The 24,314-nt window shown below is 72.2% G+C and carries 29 protein-coding genes; 24 read left to right on the forward strand and 5 right to left on the reverse strand.

What is annotated here, in order from left to right:
* The first annotated feature begins 39 nt into the window (after positions 1-39).
* From FFG40_RS04480 to FFG40_RS04510, 7 genes are all read left to right on the forward strand, one after another.
* Positions 40-945 carry an aminoglycoside phosphotransferase family protein gene (locus tag FFG40_RS04480; RefSeq protein ID WP_138802385.1) on the forward strand — a complete coding sequence of 302 codons (906 nt, stop codon included), beginning with the start codon at positions 40-42 and terminating at the stop codon, positions 943-945.
* 145 nt (positions 946-1,090) lie between these two features.
* On the forward strand, positions 1,091-2,284 hold the full coding sequence (locus FFG40_RS04485) for a zinc-dependent alcohol dehydrogenase (protein WP_138802386.1): 1,194 nt from the start codon (positions 1,091-1,093) through the stop codon (positions 2,282-2,284).
* A complete protein-coding gene (locus FFG40_RS04490) occupies positions 2,284-3,393 on the forward strand; it encodes an NAD-dependent epimerase/dehydratase family protein (RefSeq protein ID WP_138802387.1) in 1,110 nt (369 codons plus the stop codon). Before FFG40_RS04485 ends, FFG40_RS04490 begins: the two co-directional genes overlap by 1 nt.
* Positions 3,394-3,591: 198 nt before the next feature.
* Positions 3,592-3,948, forward strand: a complete 357-nt coding sequence (locus FFG40_RS04495) for an SHOCT domain-containing protein (protein ID WP_138802388.1) — start codon at positions 3,592-3,594, stop codon at positions 3,946-3,948.
* Positions 3,945-4,199 (forward strand): hypothetical protein, encoded by a 255-nt coding sequence (locus FFG40_RS04500; RefSeq protein WP_138802389.1) that lies wholly within the window; start codon positions 3,945-3,947, stop codon positions 4,197-4,199. The genes FFG40_RS04495 and FFG40_RS04500 overlap by 4 nt, the downstream gene beginning before the upstream one ends.
* Before the next feature lie 9 nt (positions 4,200-4,208).
* Entirely contained in the window at positions 4,209-4,619 is a 411-nt protein-coding gene (locus FFG40_RS04505; RefSeq protein WP_138802390.1) for a DUF6314 family protein, read from the forward strand.
* Between the two features lie 34 nt (positions 4,620-4,653).
* Positions 4,654-5,319, forward strand: coding sequence for a pentapeptide repeat-containing protein (locus FFG40_RS04510; RefSeq protein WP_138802391.1), 666 nt, complete (start codon positions 4,654-4,656; stop codon positions 5,317-5,319).
* A 60-nt stretch (positions 5,320-5,379) separates the two neighbouring features.
* Here the strand turns inward: FFG40_RS04510 and FFG40_RS04515 are convergent, their stop codons facing one another.
* Positions 5,380-6,375 (reverse strand): NAD(P)/FAD-dependent oxidoreductase, encoded by a 996-nt coding sequence (locus tag FFG40_RS04515; RefSeq protein WP_138802392.1) that lies wholly within the window; start codon positions 6,373-6,375, stop codon positions 5,380-5,382.
* 67 nt (positions 6,376-6,442) lie between these two features.
* On the opposite strand from FFG40_RS04515, the gene FFG40_RS04520 reads away from it, so the two are divergent.
* A complete protein-coding gene (locus FFG40_RS04520; RefSeq protein ID WP_138802393.1) occupies positions 6,443-7,051 on the forward strand; it encodes a helix-turn-helix domain-containing protein in 609 nt (202 codons plus the stop codon).
* A gap of 20 nt (positions 7,052-7,071) precedes the next feature.
* On the opposite strand, the gene FFG40_RS04525 is transcribed toward FFG40_RS04520, so the two are convergent.
* Positions 7,072-7,827 (reverse strand): glycosyltransferase family 2 protein, encoded by a 756-nt coding sequence (locus FFG40_RS04525; protein ID WP_138802394.1) that lies wholly within the window; start codon positions 7,825-7,827, stop codon positions 7,072-7,074.
* A gap of 146 nt (positions 7,828-7,973) precedes the next feature.
* On the opposite strand from FFG40_RS04525, the gene FFG40_RS04530 reads away from it, so the two are divergent.
* The 9 genes from FFG40_RS04530 to FFG40_RS04570 all read left to right on the forward strand — a co-directional run bounded on the left by FFG40_RS04530 (position 7,974) and on the right by FFG40_RS04570 (position 14,725).
* Positions 7,974-8,810 (forward strand): hypothetical protein, encoded by an 837-nt coding sequence (locus FFG40_RS04530; RefSeq protein WP_138802395.1) that lies wholly within the window; start codon positions 7,974-7,976, stop codon positions 8,808-8,810.
* Positions 8,807-9,250 (forward strand): phage holin family protein, encoded by a 444-nt coding sequence (locus tag FFG40_RS04535; protein WP_051597109.1) that lies wholly within the window; start codon positions 8,807-8,809, stop codon positions 9,248-9,250. The genes FFG40_RS04530 and FFG40_RS04535 overlap by 4 nt, the downstream gene beginning before the upstream one ends.
* Positions 9,247-9,819: a DUF3618 domain-containing protein gene (locus FFG40_RS04540; protein ID WP_138802396.1), complete on the forward strand. Its 573-nt coding sequence runs from the start codon at positions 9,247-9,249 to the stop codon at positions 9,817-9,819. The genes FFG40_RS04535 and FFG40_RS04540 overlap by 4 nt, the downstream gene beginning before the upstream one ends.
* Positions 9,820-9,898: 79 nt before the next feature.
* Positions 9,899-10,324, forward strand: coding sequence for a MarR family winged helix-turn-helix transcriptional regulator (locus FFG40_RS04545; RefSeq protein ID WP_071245883.1), 426 nt, complete (start codon positions 9,899-9,901; stop codon positions 10,322-10,324).
* Between the two features lie 58 nt (positions 10,325-10,382).
* Positions 10,383-11,024, forward strand: a complete 642-nt coding sequence (locus FFG40_RS04550; protein ID WP_138802397.1) for an MBL fold metallo-hydrolase — start codon at positions 10,383-10,385, stop codon at positions 11,022-11,024.
* Between the two features lie 54 nt (positions 11,025-11,078).
* A complete protein-coding gene (locus FFG40_RS04555) occupies positions 11,079-11,768 on the forward strand; it encodes an HAD family hydrolase (RefSeq protein WP_138802398.1) in 690 nt (229 codons plus the stop codon).
* Between the two features lie 120 nt (positions 11,769-11,888).
* Positions 11,889-12,371 (forward strand): GNAT family N-acetyltransferase, encoded by a 483-nt coding sequence (locus tag FFG40_RS04560; RefSeq protein WP_110858627.1) that lies wholly within the window; start codon positions 11,889-11,891, stop codon positions 12,369-12,371.
* A gap of 51 nt (positions 12,372-12,422) precedes the next feature.
* Entirely contained in the window at positions 12,423-13,043 is a 621-nt protein-coding gene (locus FFG40_RS04565) for a TetR/AcrR family transcriptional regulator (RefSeq protein ID WP_260678788.1), read from the forward strand.
* Entirely contained in the window at positions 13,040-14,725 is a 1,686-nt protein-coding gene (locus FFG40_RS04570) for an MDR family MFS transporter (RefSeq protein ID WP_138802399.1), read from the forward strand. Before FFG40_RS04565 ends, FFG40_RS04570 begins: the two co-directional genes overlap by 4 nt.
* Positions 14,726-14,893: 168 nt before the next feature.
* Here the strand turns inward: FFG40_RS04570 and FFG40_RS04575 are convergent, their stop codons facing one another.
* Positions 14,894-15,892 carry a LacI family DNA-binding transcriptional regulator gene (locus FFG40_RS04575; protein ID WP_259410996.1) on the reverse strand — a complete coding sequence of 333 codons (999 nt, stop codon included), beginning with the start codon at positions 15,890-15,892 and terminating at the stop codon, positions 14,894-14,896.
* Between the two features lie 162 nt (positions 15,893-16,054).
* Here FFG40_RS04575 and FFG40_RS04580 point away from each other — a divergent pair, with 162 nt between their 5' ends.
* From FFG40_RS04580 to FFG40_RS04605, 6 genes are read left to right on the forward strand one after another with little or no spacing between them, the layout of a single operon-like run.
* Positions 16,055-17,086 (forward strand): nucleoside hydrolase, encoded by a 1,032-nt coding sequence (locus tag FFG40_RS04580; protein ID WP_138802400.1) that lies wholly within the window; start codon positions 16,055-16,057, stop codon positions 17,084-17,086.
* Positions 17,087-17,092: 6 nt separating this feature from the next.
* The gene (locus FFG40_RS04585) at positions 17,093-18,523 is read left to right on the forward strand and encodes an MFS transporter (RefSeq protein ID WP_111057977.1); all 1,431 of its coding nucleotides are present in this window, start codon (positions 17,093-17,095) and stop codon (positions 18,521-18,523) included.
* Complete coding sequence (locus tag FFG40_RS04590; RefSeq protein ID WP_138802401.1) at positions 18,520-19,380, forward strand: ribokinase; 861 nt, start codon at positions 18,520-18,522, stop codon at positions 19,378-19,380. Before FFG40_RS04585 ends, FFG40_RS04590 begins: the two co-directional genes overlap by 4 nt.
* A gap of 51 nt (positions 19,381-19,431) precedes the next feature.
* Positions 19,432-20,376, forward strand: coding sequence for a Ppx/GppA phosphatase family protein (locus tag FFG40_RS04595; protein ID WP_138802402.1), 945 nt, complete (start codon positions 19,432-19,434; stop codon positions 20,374-20,376).
* A gap of 19 nt (positions 20,377-20,395) precedes the next feature.
* Positions 20,396-21,106, forward strand: a complete 711-nt coding sequence (locus tag FFG40_RS04600; RefSeq protein WP_138802403.1) for a DUF998 domain-containing protein — start codon at positions 20,396-20,398, stop codon at positions 21,104-21,106.
* Entirely contained in the window at positions 21,103-21,714 is a 612-nt protein-coding gene (locus FFG40_RS04605; protein ID WP_185974086.1) for a TetR/AcrR family transcriptional regulator, read from the forward strand. Before FFG40_RS04600 ends, FFG40_RS04605 begins: the two co-directional genes overlap by 4 nt.
* Here FFG40_RS04605 and FFG40_RS04610 read toward each other — a convergent pair.
* Positions 21,711-22,322, reverse strand: coding sequence for an antibiotic biosynthesis monooxygenase (locus tag FFG40_RS04610; protein ID WP_035809639.1), 612 nt, complete (start codon positions 22,320-22,322; stop codon positions 21,711-21,713). The two genes, FFG40_RS04605 and FFG40_RS04610, sit on opposite strands and share 4 nt — an antisense overlap.
* A gap of 142 nt (positions 22,323-22,464) precedes the next feature.
* Between FFG40_RS04610 and FFG40_RS04615 the strand changes: the two genes are divergently transcribed.
* The gene (locus FFG40_RS04615) at positions 22,465-23,277 is read left to right on the forward strand and encodes a cupin domain-containing protein (RefSeq protein WP_138802405.1); all 813 of its coding nucleotides are present in this window, start codon (positions 22,465-22,467) and stop codon (positions 23,275-23,277) included.
* Positions 23,278-23,290: 13 nt separating this feature from the next.
* On the opposite strand, the gene FFG40_RS04620 is transcribed toward FFG40_RS04615, so the two are convergent.
* Positions 23,291-24,301 (reverse strand): Ku protein, encoded by a 1,011-nt coding sequence (locus FFG40_RS04620; RefSeq protein WP_138802406.1) that lies wholly within the window; start codon positions 24,299-24,301, stop codon positions 23,291-23,293.
* Positions 24,302-24,314: the final 13 nt, after the last annotated feature.

Genomic DNA, 24,314 nt, shown 5'->3' on the forward strand with positions numbered 1-24,314 from the left:
CCACCGCCGCCGTCCCGGTCCGACGCCTAGGCTGCGGGCATGCACACCGAGGTGCCCCGGATCGACGCCGGACTCGTCGAACGACTCGTCGCGGAGCAGTTCCCCGACTGGGCCGACCTGCCCGTGCGCGAGGTCGACCACCAGGGCTGGGACAACCGCACCTACCGCCTCGGGGACGCCCTGTCGGTGCGACTGCCGAGCGCGGCCGGCTACGTGCCCGCGGTCGAGAAGGAGCAGGACGTCCTGCCGTACCTCGCCAGGCGGCTGGACGTCGCCGTCCCGGAGCCCGTGGCGCTCGGGGAACCAGGCCAGGGGTACCCGTTCCCGTGGTCGGTGCGGCGGTGGCTCGACGGGGTGCCCGCCGTGCAGGTCGACGACCTCGACCACGAGCGCTTCGCGGCCGAGGTCGGTGCCGTGCTCCGGCAGCTCCGGAGCATCCCGGCGATGGGCGGCCCCACCGCCGGCGCGCACTCGTTCCACCGCGGGGAGCACCCGTCCGTGTACGACGCCGAGGTGCGGGCGGCGCTCGACACGCTCGGCGGCAGCGGCAACAGCGGCAGGACCGGCGGCAGCGTCGTCGACCGCGGCGCGTGCGAAGCGGTCTGGGCCGAGGCCCTCGCCAGCCGGTGGGAGGCGCCGGCCGTCTGGTTCCACGGAGACGTCTCCCCGGGCAACCTGCTCGTCGACGACACAGGGCGGCTGTGTGCGGTGATCGACTTCGGCACGTGCGGCGTGGGGGACCCGGCGTGCGACCTCGTGCTCGCGTGGACGATGCTGGACGGCCCGGCGCGACGGGTGTTCCGGCAGGCCGTCGACCTGGACGACGACACGTGGGCGCGTGCACGGGGATGGACGCTGTGGAAGGCGCTCATCATGCTCGCCGGCAGCGCCGGACCGGGCGGTCGCGACGAGCACGAGCGAGTCCTCGCGGCCGTCCTCGCCTGAGGTCGCGGCCACGGCTGCCGACCCGCGCCGACGTGCGCGAGGGGGACGCGGGGCTGGGAGCGTCCACGGGGCGGGCGCGTACCGAGGAGGGGAACGCGAGTCGTGCCTCCAGGCCGGCTCGAAGCGACCACGAGAGGAACGCAACGTGCGCGCACTGACCTACCAGGGCACCGAGAAGGTGTCCGTCGAGACCGTCCCCGACCCGACCATCCAGGAGCCGACCGACGCGATCGTGCGGATCACCTCCACGGCGATCTGCGGGTCCGACCTGCACCTGTACCGCGTGCTCGGCCCGTACATCGACCGCGGCGACGTCCTCGGCCACGAGCCGATGGGCATCGTGGAAGAGGTCGGATCCGGCGTCACGAACCTGAAGGTCGGCGACCGCGTCGTCATCCCCTTCAACATCTCCTGCGGCCACTGCTGGATGTGCCAGCACGGCCTGCAGTCGCAGTGCGAGACCACCCAGGTGACCGAGTACGGCACCGGTGCCTCGCTGTTCGGCTACACGAAGATGTACGGCCAGGTCCCCGGTGGCCAGGCCGAGTACCTGCGCGTGCCGCACGCCGACTACGGCCCCATCGTCGTGCCGGACGACGGCACCCCCGACGACCGCTGGCTGTTCCTGAGCGACATCCTGCCGACCGCGTGGCAGGCCGTGCAGTACGCCCAGGTGCCCGAGGGCGGCACGCTCGCCGTGCTCGGCCTCGGCCCGGTCGGCCAGTTCGCCGCCCGCATCGGCAAGCACCTCGGCTACCGCGTGCTCGCCGTCGACCCCGAGCAGGTCCGCCGTGACCTGGGGGCGAAGCACGGCGCCGAGGTGTTCGACCTGACGAAGGACCTGGTGCCCGAGCTCGTCGACCTGACTGACGGCCGCGGCCCCGACGGGGTCGTCGACGCCGTCGGCATGGAGGCCCACGGCAACCCGATGGCGGGCTTCGCACAGCGTGCCGCCGGCCTGCTGCCCGACAAGCTCGCGCAGAAGGCGATCGAGACCGCCGGTGTCGACCGGCTGGCCGCCGTGCACGCGGCCATCGACCTCGTCCGCCGCGGAGGCACCGTCTCGCTGAGCGGTGTCTACGGAGGCATGGCCGACCCGATGCCGATGATGACGCTGTTCGACAAGCAGATCACCATCCGCGAGGGCCAGTGCAACGTGAAGCGCTGGATCGACGACATCATGCCGCTCGTCTCCGACCCGTCGGACCCGCTCGGCACGCTCGACCTCACCACCCACCGCGTCTCGCTCGAGGACGCCCCGCACATGTACGAGGTCTTCCAGAAGAAGCAGGACAACTGCGTCAAGGTCGTGCTCGACCCCGCGATGGCCGCGGCCTGATGCGCATCGTCGTCGTCGGCGCGACCGGCAACGTGGGGACGGCGGTGCTCCGTCGGCTCGCGGCCGTGCGCGCCGACGGCGACGGTGACATCGGCCGTCACGCCGCCGGCGTCGCCGCCCGTGACGCCGCCGGCGTCGCCGCTCGTGACGCCGTCGGCGTCCAGATCGTCGGCGTCGCCCGGCGGCTGCCGGACCTGCGCGCGGAGCCGTACGCCGCCGCCGTCTGGCACGCGGTCGACGTCGGTGCCGCGGACGCCGTGGACCAGCTCACGGCCGTGTTCCAGGGCGCCGACGCCGTCATCCACCTGGCGTGGGCCCTCCAGCCGACGCACGACATCCCGGCGCAGCACCGCACGAACGTGACCGGCACGGCGAACGTCCTGGCAGCCGTCGCGCGCGCCGAGGTGCCCCAGGTCGTCGTGGCGTCCTCGGTCGGCGCCTACCGCGGGGTGGACGTCGACGGCAAGCGCACCCCCGTGGACGAGAGCTGGCCCGCCGACGGCATCCCGACGGCGACGTACTCGATCCACAAGGCCGCCAACGAAGCGGCGATGGACGCGTTCGAGGCCGAACACCCCTCCGTGACCGTCACCCGGCTGCGCCCGGGGCTGATCTTCCAGCGGGACGCCGCGGCCGAGATCCGGGGGCTGTTCCTCGGACACCTCGTGCCGATGTCCATCGTGCGGTGGATCCGCTGGCTCGTGCTGCCGCTGCCGTACCCGTTCGTGTTCCAGGCCGTGCACGCCGACGACGTCGCCGACGCCTACTGGCGCGCCGTCGACCGACGGGCAGCTGGGGCGTTCAACATCGCCGCCTCGCCCGTGCTCAACCCGCCGCGACTGGCCCGGGCCTTCGGCATGCTCGGTGCCGTGCGGATCCCCCTGCGGTTGCTGCGCGGGATCGTGACGGTGACGTGGCGGCTGCGGTTGCAGCCGACGGACGCCGGGTGGATCGACATCGCGGCCGGGGTGCCGATCATGCGGACCGACCGTGCCCGGTCGGTGCTCGGATGGGAGGCCCGGCACACCTCCGAAGAAGCGTTGCGTGCACTCGTGGCCGGGTTCGCGGACGGTGCGAACGTTCCGGGGTCGGGGCCGCTCCGCGGCTGACCCGGCTCGGGCTGGCCGGGGGTCGGCGCTGCCTGGTCGCCCCGGGCGTACCGGGTGGTTTCGGGCGTACCGGGTCGGAAGTTCTGACCAGGTACGCCCGGTTTCACATTCCATCGCGGGCGTTCTGGGAAGGAACGTCCGCTCGTGTTCCCCGTCTCGCGCTACGCTTCGCTCGTCGTTGTGAGAAGGGGGAGCGCGATGGTGCTCAGTTGGTCCGCGTTCAGTGAGCTCGAGGGGCCGGGGGAGTCGGGGATGCCCGACCTGTTCGGCGGCTGGTTCGGCATCGCCTTCGGGGTCGTCGCGGCGCTGATGATCCTCACGACCCTGACGATCGTCATCCTCACGCTCTACCGGGGCAAGCGGATGGCCGACCGTGGTCAGAACCCGCTCACCATGCAGGAGGACATCGCGTACCAGGCGATGCAGAGTCGCACGCTCGCTCCGGACAAGCCGCTCGAACAGCGCCTCGCCGAACTCGACGACCTGCACGCGCGCGGTGTGATCTCCGACGAGGAGCACCGCAGCGCCCGAGCCGAGGCCCTGCGCGGACGATGATCGCCTCCGAAGACGTCCGCAACCCCCTGATCCCGCCGGTCTACGACCTCGTCTGGACCCTGCTGATGGCGCTCGTCGTCATCGCGGTCATCGTCGCCGTGTGCATCGCGGTCGTCCGCAGTCGGCGTCCCCACGGTGCCCGTCGGACCTCGCCGGAGCAGCGGCTCCTCGAACTCGACGAGCTGCACGCCCGCGGTGTCATCACCGACGACGAGCGCCGAGCCGCGCGGGCCGAGGCCCTGCGCGGTTAGCCTGGTCCGGTGCTGCTGCCGACGGACCTGCTGGGGGTGTGGGACCTCCACCGCACCGTGCACGACCACCGTGCCGGTGCCACGGGGGTCGTCACCGGGACCACCACCCTGACCCGGGTCGGCGACGACGAGGTGCGCTGGGACGAGTCCGGCGTGATGACCTTCGACGGCCGGTCCACCCCGGTGTCCCGGACCCTCATCCTCCGGCGCGGTCCCGACGGCGGCTGGACCGTGCACTTCTCCGACGGTCGGGTCTTCCACGACTGGGTCTGGGGCACGAGCGTCGCCCACGCCTGCGCTCCCGACGCCTACACGGGTGCCTTCGACGGCGACGGGGACCGCTGGACGGTGCGGTGGGAAGCGCGGGGCCCGGCGAAGGACTACCGGCTGGACAGCGTCCTCACCCGACCGCGGTCGTGACCCGGGAGTCGGCGGCCACCGCCAGACTGGGGGCATGGCACGCTCCTCCGGCACCGACGCCCCGCGCATCACCCTGACCGAACCGACGAACCTCGAGGACTGGGCGCCAGCTCCCGGTGACGTCCTGACGGGGGACCGCATCGAGGGCAAGCGCATCGACGTCCTCGACCTGGCCGGCGAGCGGCTGCCCGACCTGGAGATCGAGGAGTGTGTCATCGACACGTTCCGGGGCGACGACGCGGACTTCCGTGGGCTCCGGGTCCGTGACTCGATCATCGACTCGCTCGACGCCCCGATCCTGCGGGCGTCGAGTAGCTCGTGGCGCGAGGTCCGGGTCTCCGGCGGTCGGGTCGGCTCGGCGGAGCTGTACGACTCCGGACTGAACGGCGTCGAGTTCGTCGGCATGAAGTTCGGGTTCGTGAACCTGCGCGGCTCGACGATCACCGACGTGGTGTTCCGTGACTGCGTCATCGACGAGCTCGACATCGCCGACGCGAAGCTGCTGCGGGTGTCGTTCGACGGCAGCAGCATCCGCGCCGCCGAGGGGTCGAACACCCGCATCGACCACGTGGACCTGCGCGCAGCGGACCTCGATCGGGTCGAGCGGCTCGAGGGCTTCCGCGGGGCCACGATCGGCGCCGACCAGCTGTACACGCTCGCACCGCTGCTGGCCGCGCAGGCCGGCTACCGCGTCGACTGACCCACGCCGAGTTTCGCGCTCACCGACACTGCACGCCCGACCGGCCCCGCGAACTGTCGCTCAGCCCGAAACAGCGCCCGAAACAGCGCCCGCGCCGACCCCGGCCAGCGCCGCGGCCAGGTCGGCCTGCACCAGGTCGCCGTGCACCGCTGCGCCCACCTGGGTGCCGGCAGCAGCCGACGCGATGACCGTCGCCATCGGGGCCGTCACGTTGCCGGCCGCGGACACCCCGCGCACGGTGGTCTGCCCGGCGGCGTCCACGGTCAGCGCGGTCGCGAAGCGGTGGTCGCCCATGAACTGGTCGGTGGCGGCGAGGCCGAGCCCGGACAGGAAGTCCACCCGCGCCTCGGGCCGGCTCGCCGTGGCCAGGGCATCGAGCTCGACGAAGGAACCGTCGCCGAGCCGGACCCCGGTCAGCCGGTCGCCCTCGGAGACCACGGCGGCGACCGGGCCCTGAACCACCGAGACGCCGCGGGCCGCCAAACCGGCCAGGGTGGTGTCGTCCATCAGGGCCGGATCGGTCAGGAACGCGGTCACCCGGTCGCTCAGTGCCCGGAACATGAGCGCGTGGTGTGCGGCGTTCGGCGTCGTTGCGAGGACCCCGATCCGCTGGTCGCGGATCTCCCACCCGTGGCAGAACGGGCAGTGCACGACCCCGCGCCCCCACTGTGCGGCCAGGCCCGGGACCTCTGGCAGGACGTCCACGGCGCCGGAGGCGACGACCAGTCTGCGGGCCGTGACGACCGCGCCCGAGTCCAGCGTGACCGAGAAGCCGACCGGGTCGTGACCGTCACCGGTCGTGGCGGACGTGGCCACGACCCTCCCGGCCGTGACCTGGACGCCGTAGGCGGCGACCTCGTCGCGACCGATGCGGATCAGCTCGGCGGGCGCGACGCCCTCGTGGCCGAGGTAGTTGTGTGCGCCGGCCGCCGGAGCGTTGCGGGGCTCGCCGGAGTCGACGACGAGCACCGAGCGCCGCGAACGGCCGAGGATCAGGGCGGCGGAGAGGCCGGCGGCCGAGCCGCCGATGACGATGACGTCGAAGTGTCCAGGCATGCGCTGATCATGCGGCCGGTCACGAGAGAACGGCAACGAAGTTTGCTGATGTGGCAACATGGCCCGCATGGCACACAGCACCTCGGGACCGGTCGTCCCGCGCACGACGGCCGACGTCGTCGACGGGGTCGGCCCCCGACTCCGCGCGCTGCGCGCCCACCGCGACGTCACGCTCGCGGCACTGTCCGCGCAGACGGGGATCTCGGTGAGCACCCTGTCGCGGCTCGAGTCCGGCCAGCGGAAGCCCACGCTGGAACTGCTGCTGCCCCTCGCCCGGGCCTACCAGGTGCCCCTCGACGACCTGGTCGGCGCACCGCAGACCGGCGACCCGCGCGTGCACATGAAGCCCGAGGTGCACGGCGGCCGCGTGGTCGTCCCGCTGACGAAGCGGACCGGCGGGGTGCGTTCGTTCAAGCAGCTGTTCCCGCCGAACACCCCGGGTGGGGAACCCTCGCTCAAGACGCACGAGGGCTACGAGTGGCTCTACGTGTTGTCCGGACGGCTCCGGCTGGTGCTGGGGGAGCACGATCTCGACCTGGGTCCCGGTGAGGTCGCCGAGTTCGACACCCACACCCCGCACTGGATGGGCAACGTGACCGACTCCGTCACCGAGGTGCTGTGCCTGTACGGGCCGCAGGGCGAGCGGGCGCACGTGCGGTCCCGACCCGCTCGGTGACCGGCTGACCGGAGCCGTCGTCAGCGGCTGCGCCACCACCGCCGCGACCGCGACCGCGATCGCAGCCGACGTGCCCACCGGCGCACCGGGTTGGCCCGCCGGCCGTTCACGCGGAACGTGTGGAAGGCGCGTCGCGTCCGCACCCAGACGGACGGGAGGCCTGACAACGGTCGCGCGGACACCTGCACCGTGAGCACGGGGTTGGCCACCACCCGCCAGGCCGGGTCGAGCTGCATGCTCAGGTCGACGTCGTCGTGCACCTCGGCGTCGTCCCGGTGCGCTCGCCCCCCGACCGCGGCCCAGGTCGACCGGCGCATCGCCATGGCGGACCCGAACAACGGGGGGTGTCCGAGCGCACTCCACATCAGCACGAAGTACGGGCCCATGTAGACGGCGTCCCACAGTCGGCGCACCACGGAGCCGCCGTTCCGGGGCCGGCCCGGACCGGTGACCGCGACGACCTCGGGGTCGGCGAGCAGGCGGACGGCGTCGGCGATCCAGGACGGCGGTGGGACGGAGTCGGCGTCGAGTCGCACGACGACGTCGCCGGACGCCCGGTCGTACCCGCGCGCCGAGGCCCGGGCGATCCCGCGCACCGGCTCCGTGACCACGACCGCGCCGGCGTCCCGGGCGATCGCCGCGCTGTCGTCGGTGCTGCCGTTGTCGACCACGACGACCTCGTCGGCCGGCCGGGTCTGGGCCGCGAGGGCGGCGAGGCACCGGCGCAGGTGCACGGCATCGTCCCGCACGGGGATCACGACCGAGACACGGAGCACCCGTCGATCCAACCGGCTGTCGCCTGTGCGGATTGCCGGACCGCGTTTCCCGGTGATCCTGGGACAGGCCCAAGAGGGCACGGCGGAGGTTCGTTGCGAAACGCCCCCGGTGCACGCCGGGGACGACGACAACCGGAAGGCCGACCATGACCACGAACCCACCCGGGAACGACTCCGGGACGCCCATCCACGACCGCACCGCAGCCTCCGAGGGGGGCGAGGTCGCCCCCGGCGTGAGCGTGCCGTCGTACGCCAGCGGTCGCCCCGCCGCGCGACCCACCGACCCCGGTGCGCCCCGGACCGACGACCCGTACGGCGAGAGCGCCGCAGAGGTTCCGTTCGACGCACCCCTCGACGCCGTCCCGGCCGACGAGCAGCTCCCCGCCGTCCCGTCCGCCGCGTCCGCTGGCTCCGCCGACGGCGTCAGCGGCTCCAGCGGCTCTGGCAGCGCCAGCGGCGATGGCAGCGGCTCCGGCAAGGCCGATGCGGCGAAGGGTGCCGCGCAGGACGTCGCCGGCGATGCCAAGGAGAAGGCCGCGAACGTCGCGGGCACCGCCAAGGAGCAGGCGTCGAAGGTCGCCTCCGAGGCGACCGACCACGCCAAGCAGCTCTACGGCCAGGCGTCCGAGAACCTCAAGCAGCAGGCCGGCGAGCAGCAGCAGCGCGCTGCCGGCGGACTCCGCTCCCTGGGCGAGCAGCTCGGGCGCATGGCTGAGAACGACGACGAGCAGGGTGTGGCCTCGAAGGTCGTCCGCGACCTGTCGGGCCGCGCGACGTCCGCCGCCGGGTTCCTCGAGAACCGCGACCCGGGCTCGCTGCTCGACGAGGTGAAGACCTTCGCCGCGAAGCGCCCCGGCACCTTCATCGCGATCGCCACGGGCGCGGGCCTGCTGGCCGGCCGCCTGACCAAGGCGCTCGCGACCGAGGTCAAGCACGAGAAGGAGGCCGGCGACGGCACGACCGGATCGGGGAGTGGCGTATGAGCCAGTCCGTCCCCGGCGCGACACCCCTGGGCGAACCGACGCCCGAGGAGCGCGCTGCGACCACACCGCTCGGTGAGCTGCTGTCCGACGTGTCGCGCGACCTCTCCAGCCTGTTCCGGCAGGAGGTCGCCCTCGCGAAGGCCGAGCTGACCGACTCCGCGAAGAAGGCCGGCAAGGCGGGCGGGATGTTCGGCGGCGCCGGACTCACCGCCGTGTTCGCCCTGCTGTTCCTGTCGATCGCCGCGTGGTGGGGCCTCGGTTACCTGATCGGCAACGCCTGGTCCGCCCTGATCATCGCGGTCGTCTACGCGATCGTCGCCGCGATCCTGGCCGTCCGCGGGCGCAAGGAGATCAAGGAGATCAAGGGCGCCCCGCAGACGGTCGAGACCGCCAAGGAAGTCCCCGAGACACTCAAGCCCAACACCGGGAGGAAGCCATGAGCACCCCAGACGAGATCCGCGCCGACATCGAGCGCACCCGCGGCGAACTCGGCTCCGACGTCGACGCCCTCGCCAACAAGGTCAGCCCGTCGTCCATCGCCCACCGCCAGAGCGAGAAGGTGAAGGGCCGGTTCCAGGACGTCCGCGAGTCCGTGATGGGCGCGGCCCAGTCGGCCCGCTCGAGCGCCTCCGGTTCCGCCTCGGGCGCGACCGGCCAGGCGAAGGACGTCGCGCAGAAGGGCGTCGAGAAGGCGAAGGGCAACCCCCTGGCCGTTGGCCTCATCGCGTTCGGCGCCGGTTGGCTGGTGTCGTCGCTCCTGCCGACGACCGAGAAGGAAGAAGAGCTCGCCGGTGAGCTGAAGGACAAGGCTGCACCGCTCGTCGACGAGGTCAAGGAGCAGGCGAAGGACGTCGGCTCGCAGCTCGGCGACGTGGCGAAGGAGCACGCGCAGGACCTCAAGGGGACCGCGCAGGACGCCGCGCAGGCGGTCAAGGGCGAGGCGCAGGGGGCCGCGTCCGACGTCAAGGACAACGCGCAGGGTGCTGCGGACGACGTCCGCAGCAGCTGAGCGGAAGCCCGTGACGGACAGGAGGCGCGGTGCCAGCTGGCACCGCGCCTCCTGTCCGTGACGCGGTAGCGTTCCGGGCATGGACCCGATCGACGAGCTCGCGGCGGAGCTCCGGCAGTCCATCGGCCGGGTCGTGCGTGCCGCACGACGCGAGGCGGACGCGCTGCCGGCCACGCACACCACCACCCTCGGGTTCCTGCACCGCGAGGGACCGATGACGATCGCGGAACTCGCGCGCCGCCGCGGGGTCAAGCACCAGGGGCAGTCCCGCACCGTCGGCGAACTGGCCGAGCTCGGCTACGTCGACCGGACGGCGTCGGACACCGACCGCCGAGCGTCGGTCATCCGGATCACGGACGCCGGCCGGGCCGCACTGCAGCGGGACATGGACGCCCGCACGGACTGGCTGGCCGACGCGATCCGCGAGGAGACCGACGCCGAGGAGCGTGCGCTGCTGCGCCGTCTGCCCGAGTTGTTCGAGCGGGTCGCGCGTCGGGCCGACTGAACGACCCCTCACCTTCCCGGGAGCCCGAGAAGTACAACACGGCTGTACAGTTGTGCGCATGGAGTTGACGAAGTACAACCACGCCACCGTCGTCCTCGAGCAGGACGGCGTCACCCTCGTCATCGACCCCGGGGTGTTCACGCCCGAGGCCGTCGACCTCGTCCGCGGAGCAGCGGGCGTCCTCGTCACGCACGACCACCCCGACCACTTCGACATCGACGCCCTGCGCGCGGGACTCGCCGCCAACCCGGACCTCGTCGTCCGCGGTCCGGAGACCGTCGTCGAGCAGCTCGGCGAACACCACGGCCGGGTCCAAGCGGTGCACGCCGGCGACACGATCGCGGTCGGACCGTTCTCCGTCCGGGTCTTCGGCGAGCAGCACGCCGTCATCCACCCCGACATCCCGTCCACCGCGAACGTCGGCTACCTGGTGGACGACGCGGTGTTCCACCCGGGCGACGCGTACCTCGAGCCCGGTGTCCCGGTGCCGACCCTGCTGCTGCCGACGAGCGGGCCGTGGACGAACACCGCCCAGGCCGTCGACTACGTGCGAGCCGTGGCGCCGGAGCGGGCCGTGCAGATCCACGAGGCGATGCTGAGCGAGCTCGGCCAGCAGTCCGCCGCGCGCTTCCTCGGGTCCGACGGTCTCGGGCCGGTGCCCGTCCTGATCCTGCCGGCGGGGGAGACGATCACCGTCTGACGGACGCGGGCGGCCCCTGGGAGGCGATCCGGGCCTCCCGAGCAGCATGGTGGGATGGCCGACGCACCCACGACCGCAGTCCTCTTCGACATCGACGGCACCCTCGCCGACTCGAACTACGCGCACATCGACGCGTGGTGGCGGGCGTTCCTGGCGGCGGGGGAGTCCGTCGACGCCTGGCGGATCCACCGCGCGATCGGGATGGACTCGGCGAAGCTGCTCGAGACGCTGCTGCCGGATGCGTCCCAGGAGACCCGCGACACCGCGAAGCAGTTCCACGCCGCCTACTACGCCGAGCAGATGCCGCGGCTCCGGCTGCTGCCGGGTGCGCGCGAACTCCTGCATGCCGTCGCCGAAGCGGGGCACGCCGTGGTCCTGGCGACCAGTGCGCCCGAGCACGAACTCGCCCGCCTGCGCGACCTGCTCGACGCGGGTGCGTGGGTCACCGCCGAGACCAGCTCCGAGGACGTCGAGCAGGCGAAGCCGGACCCCGGCATCATCCGGGTCGCACTCGACAAGGCCGGGGTCTCCGCCGACGACGCCGTGATGGTCGGGGACGCCATGTGGGACGTCGAGTCCGCAGGCAAGGTGGGGGTGCAGTGCGTCGGCGTGATGACCGGCGGCATCGGCGGCGACGAGCTCCGCGGTGCCGGCGCGGTCGAGGTGTACGACGACGCGGCGGCCGTGCTCGCGGCGTTCCGCGCCGGCGAGGGCCCGATCGCGGCACTCGGCCAGCGCGACTGACGAGCGGCGCCGGTCGCGCCTGACGGGCGGCGCCGGTCGTGCCCGACGGGCGGCGCCGGTCGCGCCTGACGGGCGCCTCGGTTTCCGCGTCGTCGGTCGCCCGTGCCAGGATCGACGTTCGTGATCACGATCGAACGCGTGTCCTGGGACGACCCCCGCAGTGTGGTGCTCCGCGCCCGCATGGACGACGAGATGCACGAGCGCTACGGGTCGGCGAACGCCGGCGAGGACCCTGCTGTCACCGCCGAGCGGGGTCGTGCGCTGAGCGTCGACCCGTCGACCGTCGTCACGTCGATCCTGGCCGTCGACGAGTCCGGCGAACCGGTCGGGCACATCGCCGTCCGGCGTCTGGGTGACGAGGTCGAGCTGAAGCGGCTCATCGTGCTCGCCTCGGCGCGCGGCAAGGGTGCGGCCACCGCGCTGCTCGACGAGTGCGAGCGCGTCGGTCGCGAACTCGGTGCCCCGCGGCTCATCCTGCAGACCGGTGACAAGCAGCCCGACGCCGTGGCGCTCTACCGCAAGACCGGCTGGGACCAGATCGCGGTCTACGAGCCCTACGTCGCGACCATGCCGTGGTCGTTCTGTTTCGAGAAGGCCCTGTAGCCCGTTCCCAGCCGTATTGCACTTTCAGCAGGAGAGTGCAATTCTTGCTCGGTGAGCACCACCGAACGCACCCGCGCACTGCGTCGACGCATGATCGTCGAGGCACGTCGGGCGACGGTCGAACACGGGCTGCACGGCTTCACGATCGAGCAGCTCTGCGAGACCGTCGGGGTGTCGCGCCGCACGTTCTTCAACCACTTCGGCTCGAAGGACGACGCCGTGCTCGGCATCGAGCTCAACGCCGACGTCGAGGCGATCGACGCCTACGCCGCGGGCGGGATCGTCCCCGGCGAGCTCGACCCCCTCGGGTCGATCGTGGCGCTGGCGATCGACCAGTTCGGCCGGGTCGGGTTCGTCCGTGCCGACGAGGCCATGGTGCGTCGGGTCTTCGAGCGGGAACCGGCGCTCGTCGCGCGGTTCCTGTCGGCGACCGACGTGCAGCTCGCCCGGGTGACCGTGGCCGTGCGCCGTCGGTTCGGGTGGGACGACCCCGGCGACCGTCGGGCGCGCCTGGTGACCGAGGCCGCGGCCGCGCTGCTGAAGGTGACCGCGGAGACGTACTTCGACGACGCCTTCGACGAAGCCACCGGACCGACGTTCGACGCGCTGCTCACCGAGAACCTCCGCCTGCTCAGGGCGGTCACCACGACCGAACGGGAACACACCACATGAGCGCCACCGCGCCGGGCACCACCAAGCGTGCCCGCCCAGGCTCCGACGGCCCGCTGCTCCTGACGCAGCGTCGCATCTGGATCATCTTCTCCGCCCTGATCGCGGGGATGCTGCTCTCCAGCCTCGACCAGACCATCGTCTCCACCGCGATGCCGACCATCGTCGGTGAGCTCGGCGGCGTCGCGCACCAGGCCTGGCTGACGACCGGGTACCTGCTCGCCTCCACCATCGTGATGCCCGTCTACGGCAAGTTCGGTGACGTCCTCGGTCGCCGCAACCTGTTCCTCATCGCGATCGCGCTGTTCACCATCGCGTCGGCCGGGTGCGCGTTCGCCACGGACTTCACGCAGCTCGTGGCGTTCCGCGCCATGCAGGGGCTCGGCGGCGGCGGCCTGATGATCCTGTCGCAGGCGATCATCGCGGACATCGTCCCGGCCTCGCAGCGCGGCAAGTACCTCGGTCCGCTCGGTGCGATCTTCGGCCTGTCCGCCATCGGTGGCCCGCTGCTCGGTGGCTTCTTCGTGGACCACCTCACCTGGAACTGGGCGTTCTACATCAACATCCCGGTCGGCATCGCGGCGTTCTTCGTGGCGTGGTTCGCACTGACCCTGCCGAACAAGAAGGCGACGAAGCGCATCGACGTCCTCGGCGTGCTGTTCATGTCCGCCGCGACCACGTGCCTGGTGTTCTTCTCGGAGTTCGGCGGCAGCAAGGACCACGGCTGGGACGCCCCGGAGACCTGGGCCTGGTTCGCCGGTCTCGTCGTCTCGGCAGCGCTCCTGGTGTTCGTCGAGTCCCGTGCCCAGGACCCCGTGCTCCCGCTGTCGTTCTTCCGCAACCGCACCTTCCTGCTGGCCACCGGCATCGGCCTCGTGCTCGGCATCGGTATGTTCGCCGCGATCGGCTTCGTCCCGACGTTCCTGCAGATGGCCTCGGGTACCTCGGCTGCGGTCTCCGGCCTGCTGATGCTGCCGATGATGGCCGGCCTGATCGGCACCTCGATCGCCTCGGGTGTCCTGATCACCAAGACCGGGCGCTACCGGATGTTCCCGATCGTCGGCACGGTCCTGGTGGCCATCGCGATGCTCGCGATGACCCAGCTGGCGGCGGACACCCCGATCTGGCTGATCTGCGCGTACCTGTTCGTCTTCGGTGCGGGGCTCGGCCTGATCATGCAGGTGGTCGTCCTCGTCGCGCAGAACGCCGTGCCCGCCGAGCAGGTCGGTACCGCCACGTCGACGAACAACTACTTCCGCGAGGTCGGTGCCTCCCTCGGCACCGCCGTCTTCGGTGCGCTCTTCACCGCGCGGCTCACGACGTCGCTGACCGACGTGTTCCGCGGTGCCGGTGGGTCGGCGACCGATGCGGCGTCCTCGGCGGGGAGCATCGACCCGTCGACCGTCGCGGGCCTGCCGCCGGCGGTGCAGGACGGCGTCGTGAACGCCTACGCCGACTCGCTCGCACCGGTGTTCTGGTACCTGCTGCCGTTCATCGCGGTGGCGTTCCTGCTCGCGCTCTTCCTGCCGCAGATCACGCTCTCCGACACGGCCGGCATGGTCGCCCGTGGCGAGGCCGTCGGCGGCGACGAGGCCGACGAGCTCGAGCGCGCGCAGCGCGCGGCGCGTGCGGAGCACGCGGCGGCTCCGGAGGGTTCCGCACCGGGGCGGGACACCGACCGGTAGACGCGACCGACCGATGGACGGGAGGCCCGGTGCCAGCTGGCACCGGGCCTCCCGTCCGTCATCCGGTCGCGCTCATTGCCGCGGCCGGACTTTCGTGCTGAGCGACACCTCGCGCGTTTCAGCGCACGTGAGGTGTCGCTGAGCGCGTGAGGTCGCGGTGACCCCGCGCTACGCGCCGGTGCTCGCGCGCGGCACGAGCCGCGTCGGCAGGGCCGCGGGCTCGGCGGCCGTGCCGTCGAGCGTCGCGAGGAGCCGCAGTGCCGCAGCCCGACCGAGGTCGGCGCCGGGCAGCGCCACGCTCGTCAGGGCCGGCGCGGTGACCGACGACGACGGCAGGTCGTCGAAGCCCGCGACCGCGAGTGCGCCGGGGACGGCGATGCCGAGCGCGCCGGCGACCCGCAGGACTCCGTAGGCCAGGGTGTCCGCGGCTGCGACGACGGCGGTGACGTCGTCGTCCTGCCAGGCCTCGATGACGTGCTCGGTGGCCGAGGCCGCGGCCTCCACGGTCAGGTCGGCGCGGGCGGTGACCTCGGACACCGTGATGCCGGCCTCCGCACAGGCCTGCTCGAACAGTTCCCGGCGCACGCCGAACGTCGCAGCCCGCGAGGTGCCGTCGAGGTAGCCCACGTGCCGGTGTCCCTGGTCGTGCAGGTGGGCGACGAGGTCGTGCACGCCGGTGGAGAGGTCGTAGTTGACCGCATCGGGCCCACCGGGGGCGTCGAGCAGCACCACGGGGACGCTCGCCGACATCGACTCGTCGGCGGCCGGTGCGTCGACCAGGATGCCGGCCGGCCGGAGCCGTTCGAAGCGCCGGACGTCGGCCGCGACCGGCTGTGCACCCCGCTCGGTGACGGAGAGCACGAGCTGGAACCGGTCGCCCAGGGTGTCGCGGACGCCACGGATGACCTCGGCGAAGAACGGGTTCGACAGGTCGGGGGCGATGAACACGACGAGGTCGCCGCTGCCGCGCGCCAACGAGCTGGCGGCGTGGTCGACGACGTAGCCGAGGTCGTCCACGGCGTCGCGGACCCGTGCAGCGATGGGGGCGGAGACCCGCCCGCGGTCCTTGCCGTTCACGACGAGGGAGACCGTGGCGATGCTCGTGCCCGCACGCTCGGCCACCATCGCAGCGGTCACACGACGGCTCGGGGCGGCGGGGGAGGGCACTCGTCGATGCTAGCGAGCACGGTGGTCGAACTTGACGTCAAGCGTTTGACGTGTTTCGATGTCAAACGCTTGACGCGCCGCGTCGCCAGCGCTCTGCCGGCCCGTGGATCCCCACCACGTCGAGCACTCACCTCGATTCCCCGAAGAAGTGGAGCGCCCAGCGTGCCCGATGCGACCCAGTCCGCCGCGAAGATCATCCTCGACTGCGACCCCGGCCACGACGACGCCGTGGCGCTCCTGCTCGCCCACGGCAGCCCGGCCATCGACCTGCTCGCCGTCACCACCGTCGTCGGCAACCAGACCCTGCCGAAGGTCACCCGCAACGCCCTGGCGGTCGCCCGCATCGCCGGCATCACCGGGGTGCCGTTCGCCGCCGGAGCCGCCCGCCCGCTGCTGCGCCAGATCGAGGTCGCACCGGACATCCACGGCGAGAGCGGCCTGGACGGCCCGATGCTCCCCGAGCCGTCGTTCGACCTCGACGAGCGCCACGCCGTCGACCTGATCATCGACACCGTGATGGCCCACGAGCCCGGCACGGTCACCCTCGTGCCGACCGGCGGCCTGACGAACATCGCCCTCGCCGCCCGCAAGGAACCCCGCATCGTCGAGCGCGTCAAGCAGGTCGTGCTCATGGGCGGCGGCGTGCACGTCGGCAACTGGAGCCCGGTCGCCGAGTTCAACATCGTCATCGACCCCGAGGCCGCGGCCATCGTGTTCGAGGCCGGCTGGGACGTCGTGATGGTCGGCCTCGACCTGACGCACCAGGCCCTGGCCACCCCCGAGGTCGCCGCGCGCATCGCCGGCGTCGGCACCGCCCCCGCCGCGTTCGTCGGCGAGCTGCTCGACTTCTTCGGCCAGACCTACAAGGACGCCCAGGGCTTCGACGCCCCGCCGGTCCACGACCCCTGCGCCGTCGCGTACGTGATCGACCCCACGATCGTCCGCGCCGTGAAGGTCCCGATCCACGTCGAGACCCAGGGCGCGCTGACCCTCGGCATGACCGTCGCCGACTTCCGCGCCCCCGCGCCCGAGGACTGCCGCACGAGCGCCGCGATGGAGCTCGACCACGGCCGGTTCTGGGACCTCGTCGTCGACGCCCTCGAGCGCATCGGCGAGACGGCCGACACCGGCTGGACCCCACGTGCCGCCGCCGACGCCGTCGAAGCCGGCATCACCACGACCCCGGAGCGCTGAACCCCCATGACCACCACCTCGACGAAGAAGTCGATCGGCGCCCTCACCGCCGCGCTCCTCGCCGCGTGCATCGCGTTCCAGCTGAACGCGAGCATGCTCAGCCCCGCCCTCGTCACGATGGCGCGCGAGCTCAACACCGACGACGCCACCATCGGCCTGTCGCAGACCCTGTACTTCACGCTCGCGGCGCTGTTCTCGCTGTTCCTGCCGCGGCTGTCCGACATCGTCGGCCGCAAGCGCGTGCTGATCGGCATGCTCGCCGTGATGCTCGTCGGCAGCATCGTCGCCGCGCTCGCGGTGAACGTGCCGATGCTGTTCGCCGGTCGCATCATCCAGGGCGTCACCGGTCCGGTCGTCCCCATCTGCCTGCTCGTCCTGCGCAACGAGATCAGCGACCCGAAGCGCTACGGCGCCGCCCTCGGGCTGCTGACCGCCGTGAACGGCGGCATCGCGGGCGTCGACGCCCTGGCCGGCGGATGGATCGCGACGAACTTCGGGTTCCGCGGGATCTTCTGGGTCATCGCCGTCGTCACCGTGATCGCCCTGCTCCTGGTCGCCGTCTGGGGGGTCGAGTCGAAGCCCTCGGCCGGTACCCGGATGGACTGGATCGGCGTCGTGCCCCTCGTGGTGAGCGTCGGTGCGCTGCTCACGGCGTTCAACGAGGCCGGCAAGCTCGGCGCGGCGAACCCCGTGCTCGTGGTCGGTGGCGTCGTCGTCGCGCTCGTCGCCTTCGCCGTGTTCTGGGCCGTCGAGTCGCGGGTGCGGGAACCCCTGGTCGAGACCAGGTTCCTGAAGCGCCGTGCGACCTGGGCACTCCTGGCGACGACGTTCCTGACGATGACCGGCGTCTTCGCCGTGGTCAACGGACTCGTCACGAGCCTCGCGCAGAACGGTGACGCCGGCTTCGGGATGGAGCCCGACCTGGCGTCGCTCGTGTTCCTCACCCCGTACGCGCTGGTCGGGTGGATCGTCGGACCCTTCGCCGGGCGCCTCGCCCCGACCATCGGGTACCGCGCCGTCCTGCGCGTCGGGCTGATCGGCAGCATCGTCTCGACCGTCCTGATGGCGTTGGTCGGCGTGCACTCGCTGCCCGTGCTGGTCACCGCGACCGTGCTCATCGGCATCACCTACGCCGGCATCGCGAACATCATCCTGAACGGCCTGGGCATCGTGCTGTCGCCGGAGTCGAACCCCGGGTTCCTGCCCGGCCTGAACGCCGGTGCGTTCAACCTCGGTGCCGGGGTCAGCTTCGCGGTCCTGCCCGCGCTGCAGATCGCGCTCGGCGTCGGCGGTTCCGCGGGCACCGCCGGGTACTCCGGTGGCATGCTGCTCGGGGCCGCGATCACGACCGTCGCGCTCGCGATCTCGTTCCTCATCCCCCGTCCGGAAGGTGCCGAGACCACGTCCGTCGCCCCGCAGAAGGAGACCGTCCGTTGACCGAGAGCATCGTCGTCGTCGGGTCGCTCAACGCGGACCTGGTGGTCCGCACCGCGCGCTTCCCCCAGCCCGGTGAGACCCTGCAGGGCTCCGACCTCGCGATCCTGCCCGGCGGCAAGTCCGCCAACCAGGCGGTGGCCGCCGGGAGGCTCGGGGGCACGGTGCGCATGATCGGTGCGGTCGGCGACGACGGGAACGGTGCGCTGCTCCGCGACTCCGTCGCGGCTGCGGGGGTCGACACGACGCACGTCGCGATCCGGGAGGGCGTCGCGACCGGCACCGCCGTCATCACGGTCGACGCCGCAGGCGAGAACACCATCGTGATCTCCGCCGGGGCGAACGGCACGCTGACGCCGGACGACGTGCCGGCCGACGCCTTCGCCGGCGCTGCGGTGCTCGGACTCTGCCTCGAGGTCTCGATCGACGTCGTCCTCGCCGCCGCCCGGGCCGCGCACGCCGCCGGCGTCACGGTGCTCACGAACCTGTCACCGTTCGGTGCCGTGCCGGCCGAGCTCCTCGAACTGACCGACGTGCTGCTGGTGAACGAGCACGAGGCCGCGGCGCTCGGTGACCACGGCGTCGCCCGGTCGATCGTCACCCGCGGCGGTGCCGGCTGCGTCGTGCACGACGGGGGTGCCGAGCCGGTGTCGATCGACGCCGTCCGGGTCGAGCCCGTGGACACCACGGGCTGTGGCGACGCCTTCATGGGTGCGGTGGCGCTGCGTCTGGCCGCGGGGGACACCCTCGTCGACGCCGCTCGGTTCGCGGTGGGGGTCGGGGCGTACGCCGCGACCAAGCCGGGCGCACAGGCCTCGTACCCGACCACCGCCGAGCTGGAGGCGTTCCTGCGGGCGTAGGACGGGCCTCCCGGCCGTGGGGTGACCGCGCGGCCCACTAGCGTTGAGTCCATGCGCGTGGGAGTCCTCGACATCGGGTCCAACACCGGCCACCTGCTCGTGGTGGACGCCCACGGCGGCGCCGCGCCGCTGCCGGCGTCCTCGTTCAAGCAGCCGTTGCGGCTGGCCGAGCACCTCGACGCCTCGGGCGCGGTGACCCGGCAGGGGATCGACGCCCTGACCACCTTCGTCGCCGACGCCGTCCGCGTCGCCGAGGAGCGCGGCTGCGAGGACATGCTCGCGTTCGCCACCTCGGCGGTGCGCGACGCCGGCAACTCCGAGGAGGTGCTCGCCCACGTCGAGGCCTCCACCGGGGTCGAACTGGCCGTCCTGTCCGGCTCCGACGAGGCCCGGCTGACGTTCCTGGCCGTACGCCGCTGGTTCGGCTGGTCCGCCGGTCGCCTGGCGGTCTTCGACATCGGCGGCGGCTCGCTCGAGATCGCCGGCGGTGCCGACGAGGCACCGGACGTCGCGTGGTCGATGCCGATCGGCGCCGCACGCCTGGCGCGCTCCTACTTCGCCGCCGGCACCCCGACCGAGGACGACGTCCGCCGCATCCGGCACGAGATCCGCGTCGAGATCGCCCGGGACGCCGGACGGCTGCTCCGATCGGGCCGCCCGGACCGAGCGGTGGCGACGTCGAAGACGTTCCGGTCGATCGCCCGGATCTGCGGGGCCGCGCCCTCGGCCGCCGGACCGCTCGTGCCCCGTGCCCTCGACGGCGACGTGCTGCGGCAGCGCCTGCCGGAGCTGCTCACGATGTCGGTCGACGAGCTCGCGGCGCTGCCGGGCGTCTCGGCGAGCCGCGCACACCAGGTGGTGCCCGGGGCGCTCGTCGCCGAGGCGTGCCTGGACATCTTCGACCTGCCGGCGCTCGAGATCTGCCCGTGGGCGCTGCGCGAGGGCGTCATCCTCGAGCGGCTCGACCAGTTGTCGGTGCTGGGCAACTCACAGTAGTGACCGATATGGTCAGGAGATGACCAAAACGGACACTTGCGGAGCGCTGGTCTCCGGGGCCCTCTGGACGGTGGCGGGGGTCGGCTGGCTCGTCGGCGAAGCCGTCTCGGCGTCGGCGTTCCCCGGCTACGACTACGCGACCAACTACATCTCCGACCTCGGCGTCCCCGACGTCGGCACGTTCCAGGGGCGGTCGATCGACTCACCGCTGCACGTGCTCATGAACACGACGTTCATCGGGCAGGGCGTCCTGTTCGGGATCGCAGCGGTGCTCGCCGCCGTGGTGTTCCGCGCCGCGTCCCGCCGTGCGCGGGTGGCGACCGCGGTCCTCGCCGTGGTCCACCTGGTCGGGATGGTCCTGGTCGGCTCGTTCCACGGCAGCCAGACGAGCACCGACGCCGGCACCATCGTGTTCCACGTGCTCGGCGCCGCCGCAGCGATCACGACCGGCAACCTCGTGGCGTTCACGACCGGCATCGGGTCCCGGGCGCTGCGGGCGCCGACGGCCTACCGGGTCGCGAGCGTCGTGCTCGGGATCGTCGGCCTCGTCTCCCTCGTGATGCTCCTCGTGGACTCGTCGTCGACGGTGATCGAGGTGCTCCCCGACGGCGTGTGGGAGCGTGCGTCCGTGTACACGATCGTCGCGTGGGAGCTCCTGACCGGGATCGCCCTGCTCGTTGCGGGGACCCGGCGCCTGCGGACGGCACGGGCCTCGGCGGTCGGCGCGTGACCCGGCCTGCGCGCCGTGCTCGGCCCTCCGCCGAGGAGATCAACGGGGGCGTCCTGGACATCACCGCCGGACTCATCGCCCGCCGCGGCATCAAGGACACCGCCGTGCAGGCCGTCGCCGACCAGGCCGGCTACTCGAAGGCGGGCATCCTCGCCCGGTTCACGAGCAAGGAGCTGCTCGTCGAGGCCGCGCTCGCGCAGTGCACCGCGCAGACCGAGGCGATCCGGGCAGTCGTCGCCGCCGCCCCCGCGGGGGAGGCCCGCGACGCCGCGGCGCTCGCAGGGATCGCCGACCTCGCTCTCGCCCGGCCGGGGTGGGCGGAACTCGCGCTCGCGGCGTTCACCCTGCGGCGCGGGGACGACGTCGGCGTCCGGCTCGAACCGGTCGCAGTGACGCTCCTCGACGTGTTCGGCATCGACATGGCCGACGCCACGGCCACCCCGCTCGACCGTCGGGCACGGGTCTCCGGGGCGTTCGGTGCGATCGTGATGCTCGCGCTGACGTACGAGACCGAGGCCTCTGCGACCGAGGCCCGCCCGCACATGCTGCAGGTCGGATGGGACGCCCTCGGCCACGACGGGCCCGTGCCGCTCGGGGTCGTCGGCTAGGCCCGCTCGGACCTCGGCGGTGCGAGCAGCCACGGACGGATCAGCTTCGTCACGAACGGCAGCACCCAGAACGTCATGATCGGCGTGAGCACGACGGTGGTGATGAGCACCCGGGGCAGGATCGCGACGTGCGCGAACGCGGGGACGAGCCAAGCCGTCAGGTACGTGAACGCGAGGTTCACCGGGAAGAAGCCGAGCCAGATGCTCACGGACTGCTTCCACCGCGGGGGAGCGCTCGAGGCCGGGGCGTCCTGCGGGACGTCGAACCACCCCTCGATGCCGGTGCGCTTCTCGACGCGGGACTCCACCACCAGGTCACGGCCCAGGTCGAGCCAGCGCAGCCGGTCGTCGGAGTTCTCCCACGTGGCCAGGGAGTCGTGGTCGGCGAACCGGTAGAGCATGTGCCACTCGCGGGACTGCGCGGTGGAACGCACCCACCCGGAGCCGAGGAAGCCGGGGTAGCGGTTCGCCAGGTTCACCCCGGACTGCACCCAGCGGGTGACCTCGGGGATGCGGTCGGGTTCGACCAGGCGGGTGACGGAGACGGTGACGGGCGGGCCTGCGGTCTCGGATGACGACTGCAGGCTCCCAGGCTCTTGTGGAGTCATCCGACCAGTGTCCCGGACCCGTGTTTCCGGCTCGTGACACGTGCCGCGGTCGTCGGCTGAACGGATCCGCGTCGTCCTTCGACCACCGTCCCAGGCGAGTGCAAGACGATCATCTGGCGAACGCGCCACCGAGAGGACCCCGATGACCGATCCCGAGCCCATCACCACCCTTATCGCCACCGTCGACGGGCCCGACGGCGGCACGTACGAGCTCCGGCGGCTGACGCTCCCGACGGGTGCGTCGACCGGCTGGCACCGCCATGACGCGCGTCAGACCGGACTGGTGGTGCGCGGCGCGCTGACGCACGTCACCGAAGAGGCGACACGGGTCGTCGGGCCGGGGCAGGCCCTGGTCGAGGAGCCACACGTCGTGCACGACGGCCGCAGCACCGGCACGGAGGACGCCGAACTGCTCTACGTCGCCCACCTCCCGGCAGGCGGAGTGGCGTCGACCCCGGGCGAGGCGCCACCGAGCGAGGGGCCGGTCCGCAGCGCGGTGGTTTCGGTCCCGCTGGGGCGGCCACGGTTCGTCCACGCCCTGCGCTACACCGCGATGTACGCCCCGAAGCCCTTCGCCGAGGCCCTGCTCGTCTACCGGGACAACGGCACGTACACGATCCTGTCCCCGGGTGAGGACCACCACGGCTGCTACGTCTCGGCGACCGATCCCGCGGAGGGGATGCGGCACGTCGCGTTCATGTCGTGGCCGTCCGCGGACTGGGGCCGGAACGTCGCGTCGCACACCCTGACCTTCGAGGCGGCGAGCGGCGCGTTCACCCAGGAGCTCCGGCTGCCGGGCGACCCGGTGCCGCGGGCACAGCACGGGTACGCGCTGCTCGTCGAGCACCCGGAGCGGATCGACACCGGTGCCGGGTGGACCGCCCTGCGCCAGGAACACGTCGGGGTGTTCACCACCCTGGAGCGGCTGGCGGGCGGCGGCTCGACCGCGGCCTGACCCCCGCCAGCGGTCAGCTCGCCTGCTTCTTGGCGGCGGGCTTCTTCGCCGGAGCCTTCTTGACCGGGGCCTTCTTCGGCGCCGACTTCGCGGGGGCCTTCTCGGCCGTGCTCTCCGCGGCCTTCTTGGCTGGCGCCTTCTTCGCCGGCGCCTTCCTGCCGGAGCCGGACGTGCCCGAGCCGGAACCGGACGACGACCGAGCGGTCGACGACGAACGCGACCCCGAGCCTCCTGTCCGCTTCTTGTCGACGGACGCACGCAGGGCGGCCATCAGGTCGAGCACGTCACCGCCCTCGTCGTCGTCGTCGTCGTCGACCTGGGCGCCGAAGGTCTTCTCGGTGTCGATGTCGTCGCCGGCCTCGAGCTTGGCGTCGATCAGCTGCTGCAGTTCCTCCTGGTAGGAGTCGGTGTAGCGGTCGGGGTCGAAGTCGGTGGACATGCTCTCGACGAGCGAGGACGACATCTTCAGCTCGTTGGCGCTGACCTTCACCGTCGTGTCGAGGGTCTTGAAGTCGGCCGCGCGGACCTCGTCGCCCCAGAGCAGCCCCTGCAGCAGGATGACCTCGTCGTGCACCCGGAGCACCCCGAGCCGGGTCTTCTGCCGCAGGGTGAACTGCACGATCGCCAGGCGGTCGGTCTTCGCCAGGGTCTCGCGCAGCAGCACGTACGCCTTCGGCGAGCGCGAGTCGGGCTCGAGGTAGTAGGTCTTCTCGAACATCATCGGGTCGACCTGCTCGACGGGCACGAACTCGAGCACCTCGACCTCGTGCGACTGCTCCTCGGGGAGCTGCTTGAAGTCGTCCGCCGTGAGCACCACGGTCTTGTCGCCGTCGTCGTAGGCACGCTGGATGTCCGCGTACTCGACCTCGTGGCCGAACTCGCACACCCGCTTGTACCGGATGCGGCCCTTGTCCTCGTCGTGGACCTGGTGCAGGGACACGTCGTGCGTCTCGGTGGCCGCGTAGACCTTGATGGGCACGTTGACGAGCCCGAACGCGATGGAGCCCTTCCAGATCGACCTCATGCGCACATGATGC

This window comes from Curtobacterium sp. KBS0715, from assembly GCF_005938005.2.
Taxonomy (GTDB): domain Bacteria; phylum Actinomycetota; class Actinomycetes; order Actinomycetales; family Microbacteriaceae; genus Curtobacterium; species Curtobacterium flaccumfaciens.

Bases quoted from the DNA above. Each gene is read 5' to 3' on its own strand.
- FFG40_RS04585 (WP_111057977.1), top strand. From the start codon at position 17,093: ATGACCACCACCTCGACGAAGAAGTCGATCGGCGCCCTCACCGCCGCG.
- FFG40_RS04515 (WP_138802392.1), bottom strand. From the start codon at position 6,375: ATGCCTGGACACTTCGACGTCATCGTCATCGGCGGCTCGGCCGCCGGC.
- FFG40_RS04495 (WP_138802388.1), top strand. From the start codon at position 3,592: ATGGTGCTCAGTTGGTCCGCGTTCAGTGAGCTCGAGGGGCCGGGGGAG.
- FFG40_RS04555 (WP_138802398.1), top strand. From the start codon at position 11,079: ATGGCCGACGCACCCACGACCGCAGTCCTCTTCGACATCGACGGCACC.
- FFG40_RS04490 (WP_138802387.1), top strand. From the start codon at position 2,284: ATGCGCATCGTCGTCGTCGGCGCGACCGGCAACGTGGGGACGGCGGTG.
- FFG40_RS04500 (WP_138802389.1), top strand. From the start codon at position 3,945: ATGATCGCCTCCGAAGACGTCCGCAACCCCCTGATCCCGCCGGTCTAC.
- FFG40_RS04620 (WP_138802406.1), bottom strand. From the start codon at position 24,301: ATGAGGTCGATCTGGAAGGGCTCCATCGCGTTCGGGCTCGTCAACGTG.
- FFG40_RS04550 (WP_138802397.1), top strand. From the start codon at position 10,383: ATGGAGTTGACGAAGTACAACCACGCCACCGTCGTCCTCGAGCAGGAC.
- FFG40_RS04600 (WP_138802403.1), top strand. From the start codon at position 20,396: ATGACCAAAACGGACACTTGCGGAGCGCTGGTCTCCGGGGCCCTCTGG.
- FFG40_RS04520 (WP_138802393.1), top strand. From the start codon at position 6,443: ATGGCACACAGCACCTCGGGACCGGTCGTCCCGCGCACGACGGCCGAC.
- FFG40_RS04615 (WP_138802405.1), top strand. From the start codon at position 22,465: ATGACCGATCCCGAGCCCATCACCACCCTTATCGCCACCGTCGACGGG.
- FFG40_RS04570 (WP_138802399.1), top strand. From the start codon at position 13,040: ATGAGCGCCACCGCGCCGGGCACCACCAAGCGTGCCCGCCCAGGCTCC.
- FFG40_RS04535 (WP_051597109.1), top strand. From the start codon at position 8,807: ATGAGCCAGTCCGTCCCCGGCGCGACACCCCTGGGCGAACCGACGCCC.
- FFG40_RS04510 (WP_138802391.1), top strand. From the start codon at position 4,654: ATGGCACGCTCCTCCGGCACCGACGCCCCGCGCATCACCCTGACCGAA.
- FFG40_RS04545 (WP_071245883.1), top strand. From the start codon at position 9,899: ATGGACCCGATCGACGAGCTCGCGGCGGAGCTCCGGCAGTCCATCGGC.
- FFG40_RS04480 (WP_138802385.1), top strand. From the start codon at position 40: ATGCACACCGAGGTGCCCCGGATCGACGCCGGACTCGTCGAACGACTC.
- FFG40_RS04595 (WP_138802402.1), top strand. From the start codon at position 19,432: ATGCGCGTGGGAGTCCTCGACATCGGGTCCAACACCGGCCACCTGCTC.
- FFG40_RS04610 (WP_035809639.1), bottom strand. From the start codon at position 22,322: ATGACTCCACAAGAGCCTGGGAGCCTGCAGTCGTCATCCGAGACCGCA.
- FFG40_RS04530 (WP_138802395.1), top strand. From the start codon at position 7,974: ATGACCACGAACCCACCCGGGAACGACTCCGGGACGCCCATCCACGAC.
- FFG40_RS04540 (WP_138802396.1), top strand. From the start codon at position 9,247: ATGAGCACCCCAGACGAGATCCGCGCCGACATCGAGCGCACCCGCGGC.